We start from the raw sequence: 8,543 nt of genomic DNA on the forward strand, positions 1-8,543 counted from the left end.
GAACGCCAGGCGCTGCACGGCAAACTGGCGGATCTGCAGAGCCGCCTCAGCGCGCTGCAGGGGGAAACGCCACTGATCCTGCCCACCGTCGATTACCAGGCGGTGGCCTCGGTGGTCGCCGACTGGACCGGCATCCCGGTCGGGCGCATGGCGCGCAACGAGATCGATACCGTGCTACGCCTCGACGAGCACCTGAAAAAACGCATCATCGGCCAGGACCACGCCCTGAGCATGATCGCCAAGCGCATCCAGACCTCGCGCGCCGGGCTGGACAACCCGAGCAAGCCAATCGGCGTTTTCCTTCTCGCCGGCACCTCCGGGGTGGGCAAGACCGAAACCGCCCTGGCCCTGGCCGAGGCCATGTACGGCGGCGAGCAGAACGTCATCACCATCAACATGAGCGAGTTCCAGGAGGCGCACACCGTCTCCACCTTGAAGGGCGCCCCGCCCGGCTACGTCGGCTACGGCGAAGGCGGCGTGCTGACCGAGGCCGTGCGGCGCAAGCCCTACAGCGTGGTGCTTCTGGACGAGGTGGAAAAGGCCCACCCGGACGTGCACGAAATCTTCTTCCAGGTGTTCGACAAGGGCGTGATGGAAGACGGCGAAGGCCGCATGATCGATTTCAAGAACTGCCTGATCCTGCTCACCACCAACGCCGGTACCGAGATGATCGCCGGCCTGTGCAGCGACCCCGAGCTGATGCCGGACCCCGAGGCCATCGCCAAGTCGCTGCGCGAGCCGCTGCTCAAGGTGTTCCCCCCGGCCCTGCTCGGCCGCCTGGTGACCATCCCCTACTACCCGCTGAGCGACAAGATGCTCGAGAGCATCAGCCGGCTGCAGCTGGACCGCATCAAGAAGCGTGTGGAGGCCACGCACAAGGTGCCGTTCGACTACGAGCAGAGCGTGCTCGACCTGGTGGTGTCGCGCTGCACCGAGGCCGAGAGCGGTGGCCGGCAGATCGACGCCATCCTCACCAACAGCCTGCTGCCGGACCTGTCGCGCGAGTTTCTCGGCCGCCTGCTGGAGGGCAAGCCGCTGGCCGGTGTGCATATCGGCGCCGAAAATGGCCAGTTCAGCTACCGCTTCGACTAGCAGGCCGTGATCGCCAAGGGAGAACGTAGATGGCACTGACCCAATCCCAGCGCCTGGTGCAGGTCAACGGCCCGCTGGGTGCCAATGTCCTGCTGCTGCAGAGCCTGGAAGGCAGCGAGGAACTCGGACGGCCCTTCCAGTACCACCTGGAGCTGACCTCTGAGGACGCCTCGGTCAAGTTCGACCAGCTGCTGGGTAAACCCATGGGCCTAGCACTGGAGCTGTACGACGCCGGCGAGCGCTACTTCCACGGCATCGTCTGCGCCTGCCGGCAGACCGTCGGCACCGGCCAGTACGCCGGCTACCAGGTGACGCTGCGGCCCTGGCTGTGGCTGCTCAGCCGCACCTCGGACTGCCGCATCTTCCAGAACAAGACGGTGCCGGACATCATCAAACAGGTGTTCCGCGACCTGGGATTCTCCGACTTCGAGGACAGTCTCAGCGGCAGCTACCGCGAGTGGGAATACTGCGTGCAGTACCGCGAGACCAGCTTTGACTTCGTCAGCCGGCTGATGGAGCAGGAAGGCATCTACTACTACTTCCGCCACGAGAAATCGCGACACGTGTTGGTGCTGGCCGACGCCTACGGCGCCCATTCGACGGTGGAGGGCTACGCCTCGGTGCCCTTCTTCCCGCCCGAGCAGCAGATGCGCGAGCGCGATCATTTCTACGACTGGCAACTGGCGCGCGAGGTGCAGCCCGGCGCCCTGGCGCTGACCGACTACGATTTCCAGCGCCCCAGCGCCAGCCTGGAGGTGCGCTCCAGTGTGTCGCGCAGCCACAGCAACGCCGAATACCCGCTGTTCGACTACCCCGGCGAGTACGTGCAGAGCAAGGACGGCGAGCATTACGCGCGCACCCGCATCGAGGCCATCCACACCCGCTTCGAACGCGTGCAGCTGCGTGGCCGCGCCCGCGGCCTGGGCTCGGGGCACCTGTTCAAGCTCAGCGGCTACGAGCGCGCCGACCAGAACCGAGAATACCTGGTGGTGGGTGCGCGCTACCGCATCCACCAGGAGCCCTACGAAACCGGCTTCGGCGACAGCAGCGAGCAGTTCACCAGCGAGCTGGACTGCATGGACGCCAGCCAGGCCTTCCGCCCGCTGCCGTTGACGCCGCTGCCCATCGTCCGTGGGCCGCAAACCGCCATGGTGGTCGGGCCCAGCGGCGAGGAGATCTGGACCGACCAGTACGGCCGGGTCAAGGTGCACTTCTACTGGGATCGCCACGACCAGTCCGACGAGAACAGCTCCTGCTGGATGCGCGTGTCGCAGGCCTGGGCCGGCAAGAACTGGGGCGCGATCCAGCTGCCGCGCATCGGCCAGGAGGTGATCGTCAGCTTCCTCGAAGGCGACCCGGACCGGCCGATCATCACCGGCCGCGTCTACAACGCCGAGCAGACGGTGCCCTACGACCTGCCGGCCAACGCCACCCAGAGCGGGGTCAAGAGCCGTTCGAGCAAGGAAGGCACGCCGGCCAACTTCAACGAGATCCGCATGGAGGACAAGAAGGGCGAGGAACAGCTGTTCATCCATGCGGAAAAGAACCAGGACATCGAGGTGGAGAACGACGAGACCCACTGGGTCGGCCACGATCGCACCAAGACCATCGACAACGACGAAACCGTGCACGTCAAACACGACCGTACCGAGACGGTGGACAACATCGAGACCATCACCATCGGCGTGGACCGTATCGAGAAGGTCGGCAACAACGAATCCATCACCATCGGCGTCAACCGCACCGAAAGCGTCGGCAGCAACGAAGACATCACCATCGGCGCCAACCGCACCGAGAACGTCGGCAGCAACGAGAGCATCACCATCGGCAGCAACCGCACCGAGAACGTCGGCAGCGACGAAAGCATCACCATCGGCAACAACCGCACCGAGAACGTCGGCAGCAACGAGAACATCACCATCGGCAGCAACCGTACCGAGAGCGTCGGCAGCAACGAAGAAATCAGCATCGGCAGCAACCAGAGCACCAGCATCGGCAAGAACGAGTCGCGCAGTGTCGGCCAGAGCCGCGACAGCAGCATCGGCAAGGACGACAGCCTGAGCGTCGGCAAGAACTTCTCGCTGACCGCCGGCGACTCCATCACCCTGACCACCGGCTCGGCCAGCATCACCATGAAAAAGGACGGCACCATCACCATCCGTGGCAAGGACATCACCATCGACGGCTCCGGCGCGATCAACGTCAAGGCCAGCAAGAACGTGGTGGTCAAGGGGCAGAAGATTCTGCAGAACTAGCAGGCCGGTTCTACCCACGGCCAGGAGCCCAGCTATGACGGTTCAATACTGCCTGCCCAGCCAGGCGCGCCTCGACGGCGTGATGATCGGCACCCTGCTCGCCCTGTCCGAGGACGGCGTGCCGCGGGTGAGCTTTCCCGGTTGCGCCGATGCCCAGGGCGTAAACGCTCGCAGCATGGTGCCGCTGGCCGCCGCGGATATCGGTGCCCAGGTCGCGCTGATGTTCGAGAACGGCGACCCGAGTCGCCCGCTGCTGATCGGCCGGCTGCTCGGCGCGGCGCCACCAGCGCAGGTGAAGCTCGATGATGAGCGCCTGGAGCTGCGCGCCGAGCAGGAAATCGTGCTGCGCTGCGGCAAGGCCAGCATCACCCTGACCCGCGCCGGCAAGGTGATCATCCAGGGCGCCTACCTCTCCAGCCGATCCAGCGGGGTCAACCGCATCAAGGGCGGCTCGGTGCAGATCAACTAGAAGGCGCAGGCCCATGCAACTGCTCAATGCCACCCGACTGATGGCGGCCTTCACCCAGGGCCTGGCGCCCGACGGGCGCGAATCGCTGGTAGTGATCGCCAAGGGCACCTTCGACCTGCCGCTGGACGGCCGCGAGGCGCGCCTGCTCGACACCCAGCAGCCGCTGCTGATGGCCGATACCTTTCACGGCGAGCCGGGCCTCAGCGCACCGCTGCAGGAAATGGACTTCGCCCCGGTCAAACCCTTCTGCGACGTGCTGGTACAGGGCAAGGCCCATGCGCCGGGCGGCAAGCCGGCGACCCAGATCACCGCCGGCATCCGCATCGGCCGGGTCGGCAAGGCCTTCTCGGTACTCGGCCCCAGGCACTGGCAGCCAGGCCTGCTCGGCGTCGCCCCTGGGCTGCCGCAGCCTTTTCTCGAACAGACGATTTCCTACGCCCAGGCCTTTGGCGGCGCCCATCCGCTCAAGGGCAACCCCGAGCAACAACAGGCCTACCCGGATAACCCGGCCGGCATCGGCTGGTATCCGCGCGGCACGGACAGCGCCGACATGCTCGGCATGCCGATGCCCTGCACCGAGGAACTGGGCAAGCCGGTCGACAGTCCGCATGGCGACTTCCGCCCCATGGCGCTGGGGCCCATCGGCCGTCACTGGCCGCAGCGCGCCGCCTTTGCCGGCACCTACGACGAGGCCTGGCTGGCGGACTGCTTTCCATTCCTGCCGGCCGATTTCGACAACCGCTACTTCCAGGCCGCGCCGGCCGATCAGCAGACCGATTATCTCAAGGGCGGCGAGGAGGTGCTGCTGCTCAACCTCACGGCGCAGGAACGCGCGGGCTTTCGCATTCCGCAGATGTCCGTGCCGGTAACCTTCTTTCTCAACAAGGGCGGCCATGAGACGGTGCATGCCGTGATCGACACCCTGCAGATCGACACCGAGGCGCGCCAGGTGCAGCTGACCTGGCGCATATCGCGTCCGCTCAAACGCAATATGTTCGAGATCGCCCAGGTGCTGGTGGGCAGCATGTCGCGCGCCTGGTGGCGTGCGCGCGAGCTGGGCAAGGATTACCACGCCGGCCTCGGCAGCCTGGTCAAGTCCAGACACCAGGCGACGGAGGCCGACTGATGAACGCCCTGTGCATTCTCGGCTCCGGCATGGTCAGCGCGGTCGGCCTCAGCGCCCCGGCCAGCTGCGCGGCGATTCGCTGCGCCATCGACAACTTCCAGGAAACCCGCTTTATCGACCGTGGCGGCGAATGGCTGATCGCCGCCAGCGTGCCGCTGGAACAGCCCTGGCGCGGCCGCGCCAAGCTGATCAAGATGGCCGCCCGCGCCATCACCGAAGCCCTGCAGAGTGCACCCGGCGTCGATCCGGCGCAGACCCCGCTGCTGCTCGGCGTCGCCGAACTGGAACGCCCAGGGCGGCTGGAGGGCCTGGATATCGAATTGCTGCACGATATCGAACGGGAACTGGGCCTGGCCTTTCATCCCAGCTCCAACCTCATCGCTCGCGGCCGGGTCAGCGGCGCGGTGGCCCTGCTCAATGCGCGCAAACTGATCTACCAGGGCGGCCATCGCCACGTGCTGATCGCCGGTGTCGATTCCTTCCTCAGCGCGCCGACCCTGGCCGCCTTCGAGGAGCGCGAACGTCTGCTGACCAGCCAGAACTCCAACGGCTTTATCCCGGGTGAAGGTGCCGCCGCCGTGGTGATCGGCGCTCCGGTCGCCAGCGAGGAGCCGCAACTGGCCTGCCTGGGTCTGGGCTTTGGCATGGAGCCGGCGACGGTGGAAAGCGAAGACATCCCCCTGCGCGCCGAGGGCCTGACCCAGGCCATCCGCGCTGCGCTGGCCGAGGTGGGCTGCGGTCTGGAGCAGATGGACTACCGCGTCACCGACCTGTCCGGCGAGCAGTACTACTTCAAGGAAGCCTCGCTGGCCCTGAGCCGCAGCCTGCGCGTGCGCAAGGAGTTCTTCCATATCTGGCACCCGGCCGACTGCATCGGCGAAGTCGGCGCCGCCATCGGTCCGGCCATGCTCGTCGTGGCCCTGGCCGCCAGCCGCAAGGCTTACGGTGATGGGCCGAACATCCTCTGCCACCTGGGCAACGACGCCGGCCAACGCGCCGCCGCCCTGCTCAGCTACCAACCGGTGAGGGCCGCCTGATGGGCAACGAGGTCTACGCCAACAATATGGAAGTGTCGTGCAAGTCGGCCGACGGCAAGGCCGTGGCCTGCTTCCCGGACGTCTGCTTCACCCCGCCGCAGACCCCGGCCACCCCACCCGGGGTGCCCATCCCCTACCCCAACACCGGCATGGCCAAGGACACCACCAACGGCACCCGCACGGTGAAAATCACCGGCAAGGAAGTGATGCTCAAGAACAAGAGCTACTTCAAGACCAGCTACGGCGACGAGGCCGGCTGCGCGCCGAAGAAAGGGGTGATCACCAGCAAGAACAAGGGCAAGGTGTACTTCACCTCCTGGTCGATGGATGTGAAGTTCGAGGGAGAGAATGTGGTCAGGAACCTGGATATGACCACCCATAACCATGCGTCAATGCCAGGCAATACGCCAGTTTGGCCCTATATGGACAAGCTGGCGATGGATGCCGGAGGGGGCGCCTGCAAGAAGGAGGTAGAAAAGGAAAAAACCGACTGCGCGGACTTCAAACCCCATGGCAGCAAGGATGCTTGCACGGCGTTGGGTAAGAAGAAAAAACCCTCGGGTAAGAAAACCAGCCCTGAAGCCGATCAGGTGGCCGACAAGGCTGCCGCCAGCAAGTGTTTGTCTGCTCGTCGTTGCTCCCTGCAGCCGTACAAGCCCAGCGGCTGCTGTCCGCAACAGACACCGCACCACCTGATAGAAGCCAGTTCGCTACATGACACCGGACGCGGTGGTACTGGTTCATCGCCGCTCAAGGGCATCAAGGACTATAAGGAGGGAAAAGCTCCTTGCGTCTGTGCCGAGGGGGTGAACCAGAATGTGGGGACGCACGGTTTGATGCATACCTACCAGAGCAGCGGCTCGGCCAAAGCCCGCAGAGGCAATCTCACTTTCGAGAACGGTTACACCACCAAAGCCAAACGCATGAGCTACAAGAAGGCAAAAGGCAATGCGGTGACCGCAATGTCGAAAGCCTTTCCACAGTCCAAATGCTCGAAGAAATGCATCGAGGCCCAGTTGGACAACTACCACAACCAGTGCGGGATCAAGGACACGACACAGATCAAGGCCGTGGAAACCGGGCAGAGCGATGTCCGTGCAGCCAATCAGGCGGTCAGCGCACGAAACGCCAGGCTGGCCAGCCCTCGTGGCAGAGGCGGCCGTTAAACAAAAAGGAGGAAGCTCATGGCTGGACAATGGACAGGAATCTTCTCATTCGTTACCGGCGTCGTCAGGTATCACGACCTGGCCTACCTGGCGTCGGTATCGGATGAAATGCAGGCCAAGCGGATCAATCACACCTATATCACCGAGTGGGATGCGGGCACCTGGAGAGTCGGCGACGACGATGACGATATCCAGCATTGGTCGGTGGTCGCCGCTACGTTGGTTCACTCGCCACTGGAACAGGCATTGTTTCTCGGCGCGGGCGGTCAGGTCATCTGCATGGGCTCTGGCGACACCCACGAAGAGCAGCTCCCCAATGATGATTCCGCCATTCCCGGACGCGGCGAGATGCGCGGCGTATGTGCCGTCGAGGGTGTCGCTTACGCCTGCGGGATGGACAGGCAGGTCTACCGCCGACATGACGAGAACGACTGGCGTGCGATGGATGCCGGAGCTCGACCTGCAGCAGAAGACGAGCGCATCGTCGGCTTCGAAGCCATCGCCGGTTTCGCTAAGAGCGAAATCTATGCGGCAGGCTGGGAAGGTGAAATCTGGTCATTCGACGGCAAGCTATGGCGTCCGCAGGTCAGCCCGACGAATCTTGTCCTTACTGCACTGTGCTGTGCGGAGGACGGCTACGTATATGCCTGCGGACAGCTCGGCACCCTACTCCGTGGCCGGCATGCCACTTGGGAGGTTATCGAGCACGGCGACACCGAAGATGATCTCTGGAGTCTTGCCTGGTTCATGGGGACGCTCTACGTTTCCAGTTCGACCGCTATCTATAAATTGCACAACGGCCATCTGCAGTCCGTCGACTTTGGCGACGACGAGCCTACCAATTGTTTCCACCTGAGTTCCGCCGACGGCGTGCTATGGAGTATCGCCGGCAAAGATGTCTTCGCCTTCGATGGAAACCAGTGGCAACGGATCGACTAGATGCCCAGTCTTGAAGTGATAGTCGACCAACACAGCGAAGAAGCCGCATTCCTCGGCCTGCTGCGCAGCATCGCCGTCCACGAGCCCCACTACGACCTCAACCATCTGACTACCCTCGACAACCGTATCGAGGCCCATCTGGACGGCCTGCGTATCGCCGGCCCGGTCGCTCTAGAAACCCTGCTCCAGCAGCTCGATCCCAACGCCCAGGGCGAAATCTTCGCGGCCACAGTGCTGGCCTTCGAGACCGCCAATGCCGCCGCCATGGCCCGGCTGGCCGAGCATGTGCGCGCCGCCCCCGACAGCGCGCGTTTTATGGCCGCGGCGCTGGGCTGGCTGGATTGGGCCCGAGTCGAGCCCTGGGTGGACAAGCTGCTTGGCTCGCCCGAGGCACTGTTTCGTCAGATCGGCCTGGCCGCCTGCGGCATGCACCGCCGCGATCCGGGGCCGGCGCTGATC

7 protein-coding genes and 1 pseudogene are annotated in these 8,543 nt (G+C 64.5%); all 8 read left to right on the forward strand.

Translation table 11 applies throughout. The features are described 5' to 3' along the window. Window positions 1-1,092 (forward strand): AAA family ATPase (locus tag N878_RS06300; protein WP_021442813.1); only part of this gene is annotated, 1,092 nt, incomplete at its 5' end. Between the two features lie 29 nt (window positions 1,093-1,121). Continuing rightward, a complete protein-coding gene (locus N878_RS06305; protein ID WP_021442814.1) occupies window positions 1,122-3,347 on the forward strand; it encodes a type VI secretion system Vgr family protein in 2,226 nt (741 codons plus the stop codon). A gap of 34 nt (window positions 3,348-3,381) precedes the next feature. Further along, the gene (locus tag N878_RS06310) at window positions 3,382-3,816 is read left to right on the forward strand and encodes a DUF6484 domain-containing protein (protein ID WP_021442815.1); all 435 of its coding nucleotides are present in this window, start codon (window positions 3,382-3,384) and stop codon (window positions 3,814-3,816) included. A 13-nt stretch (window positions 3,817-3,829) separates the two neighbouring features. Next, on the forward strand, window positions 3,830-4,942 hold the full coding sequence (locus N878_RS06315; protein ID WP_021442816.1) for a DUF2169 domain-containing protein: 1,113 nt from the start codon (window positions 3,830-3,832) through the stop codon (window positions 4,940-4,942). Then, complete coding sequence (locus N878_RS06320) at window positions 4,939-5,979, forward strand: hypothetical protein (RefSeq protein ID WP_122108011.1); 1,041 nt, start codon at window positions 4,939-4,941, stop codon at window positions 5,977-5,979. Before N878_RS06315 ends, N878_RS06320 begins: the two co-directional genes overlap by 4 nt. Continuing rightward, window positions 5,979-7,145, forward strand: coding sequence for an HNH/endonuclease VII fold toxin-2 domain-containing protein (locus N878_RS06325; protein ID WP_021442818.1), 1,167 nt, complete (start codon window positions 5,979-5,981; stop codon window positions 7,143-7,145). The genes N878_RS06320 and N878_RS06325 overlap by 1 nt, the downstream gene beginning before the upstream one ends. A gap of 18 nt (window positions 7,146-7,163) precedes the next feature. Continuing rightward, on the forward strand, window positions 7,164-8,084 hold the full coding sequence (locus N878_RS06330) for a hypothetical protein (RefSeq protein ID WP_021442819.1): 921 nt from the start codon (window positions 7,164-7,166) through the stop codon (window positions 8,082-8,084). Next, window positions 8,085-8,543 (forward strand): annotated as a pseudogene (locus N878_RS06335) (hypothetical protein); the annotation flags it as partial.

The sequence above is a fragment of the Pseudomonas sp. EGD-AK9 genome (genome assembly GCF_000465935.2).
Taxonomy (GTDB): Bacteria; Pseudomonadota; Gammaproteobacteria; order Pseudomonadales; family Pseudomonadaceae; genus Aquipseudomonas.